Origin of the sequence: Brevibacillus sp. RS1.1, assembly GCF_013284365.1 — a bacterium.
Lineage (GTDB): Bacteria > Bacillota > Bacilli > Brevibacillales > Brevibacillaceae > Brevibacillus > Brevibacillus brevis_D.
Genome location: NZ_JABSVA010000038.1, coordinates 1 through 463 on the forward strand (window position 1 = coordinate 1; position 463 = coordinate 463).

Sequence of the window (463 nt, forward strand, 5' to 3'; positions counted from 1 at the left end):
TACTTCGTTGAGTAATCATCATGATCAAGTAGGATCGGAGTGCCCAGTGGGTGCAACCAAATATGGAGCTGTGGTGAAGTTGGAGTTCACGCCGGTCTGTCACACCGGAGGTCGCGGGTTCGAGTCCCGTCAGCTCCGCCATTTCAACCTTATTGGTTTGAAATAGCGATAAATATAGTGAGAGCCATTAGCTCAGTTGGTAGAGCATCTGACTTTTAATCAGAGGGTCGAAGGTTCGAGTCCTTCATGGCTCACCAGTTTTTAAAACAAGAGATAGAACTTCATATGCGGTCGTGGCGGAATGGCAGACGCGCTGGCTTCAGGTGCCAGTGGTGGCAACACCGTGGAGGTTCAAGTCCTCTCGACCGCACCAATAAACATGCGGACGTAGCTCAATTGGTAGAGCGTCGCCTTGCCAAGGCGAAGGTCGAGGGTTCGAGACCCTTCGTCCGCTCCATAACAC

The 463-nt window shown here is 51.6% G+C and carries 4 tRNA genes; all 4 read left to right on the top strand.

Going from position 1 to position 463, the window contains the following annotated elements:
• The first annotated feature begins 64 nt into the window (after nt 1-64).
• Nucleotides 65-141, top strand: a tRNA-Asp gene (locus tag HP570_RS29245).
• Between the two features lie 40 nt (nt 142-181).
• A tRNA-Lys gene (locus tag HP570_RS29250) sits at nt 182-257 on the top strand.
• A gap of 30 nt (nt 258-287) precedes the next feature.
• Nucleotides 288-373: transfer RNA gene (locus HP570_RS29255), tRNA-Leu, on the top strand.
• Between the two features lie 8 nt (nt 374-381).
• Nucleotides 382-457 (top strand) — tRNA-Gly (locus HP570_RS29260).
• The last annotated feature ends 6 nt before the right edge of the window (nt 458-463 follow it).